Annotated in this window: 1 protein-coding gene; it reads left to right on the forward strand. The window is 33.6% G+C overall.

Going from position 1 to position 1,186, the window contains the following annotated elements; genetic code table 11:
* Positions 1–727 precede the first annotated feature (727 nt).
* Positions 728–1,024 (forward strand): hypothetical protein, encoded by a 297-nt coding sequence (locus GO621_RS18670; RefSeq protein ID WP_157569919.1) that lies wholly within the window; start codon positions 728–730, stop codon positions 1,022–1,024.
* Positions 1,025–1,186: the final 162 nt, after the last annotated feature.

Genomic DNA, 1,186 nt, shown 5'->3' on the forward strand with positions numbered 1-1,186 from the left:
CAGTTCTTCGCCAAGCCTTTTCCGTTATGTGTAACTTAAGACCTGCAAAACGTCAATTGACTTGTAAGCTGAACTTTTAACAATTGCAAGTTTCGATTTTGCTTTTAGCAAGTTTTCCTTGCTGTTTTTAGCAGACTTATTTAGCGGACTATTTCCGGCGAACTAATTTTTACTTGATAAAAACAGCATTGTTTGCCGACTTTTTTCAATCAGAAAACGCAAAGTTTGTAAAAGAAACGCTCACAACTTTTGCGCAAATAAACGTTCGACCTAAAAGTTTCAAGTGTAATATTGTTCGGCAAAGTTTGGTTCAGCGAACAAACTTAAAAATGCAAATCTCAATTTTACTATCGGAAAAATTAAGCTACACATAACATTGGTTTGGCAAAAAACTGGCGGAAGGAATAAACATCAGCTTTTATTTTACTATTTTGCTTCAGTTTCATCTGAAGGACAAGAATTCAGCTGATAAAAGAAGCATCAACATTTGAATATAAATTTAACTTTGGTTTTGGCTGACGAGTTTTAAATGCCAGTTCTTCGCCAAGCCTTTTCCGTTGTGCGCAATTACACCAATGACAAACTTTCACGAAATAAATAATTACGGATCTATCTTCTTAACCGACTTGTTCGAGCCTCGGGACAATTCCTTGGTTTTAGAAGTTAAAGATTTGGTGACTTCCGAGACAAAAGAAGACCTTTTAGTTAGAGATAAATTATATCTGGTTTGCGTAGAGTTTCTATAAATCAGAATGGCGTACACTTTAAAATTCATTTTAAAAGCTATGTGGCTTATCATGTAATGAATGAAAGCTTTATCAACTTTAATGACGATGAAGAATATGAAGGAGGCAAATTTTCAAAATTTTGTAAGTTTTCAAAATCAAACTATCTTGACTTTATTTTTAAAGAAACCTATGCTAATGAAATGTTTCCAGGAGAATTAAAACATTTTGGACTTTACTGTTCAAATCATGTTGTACATATTGTTTCGGCTGTAGAACCGGAAATTGAAAAAAGATAACTGCGCACAACATTGGTTTGGCAAAAAACTGGCCGACGGATTAAACATCAACTTTATTTTGCTATTTCGCTTCAGTTTCGGCGGAAGGAATTAAATTTAACTAACAAAAGAAGCATCAGCATTTATTTATAAATTTAACTTTGGTTTTGGCGAACGAGTTTC

The organism is Mucilaginibacter arboris, from assembly GCF_009754915.1.
GTDB lineage: Bacteria > Bacteroidota > Bacteroidia > Sphingobacteriales > Sphingobacteriaceae > Mucilaginibacter_A > Mucilaginibacter_A arboris.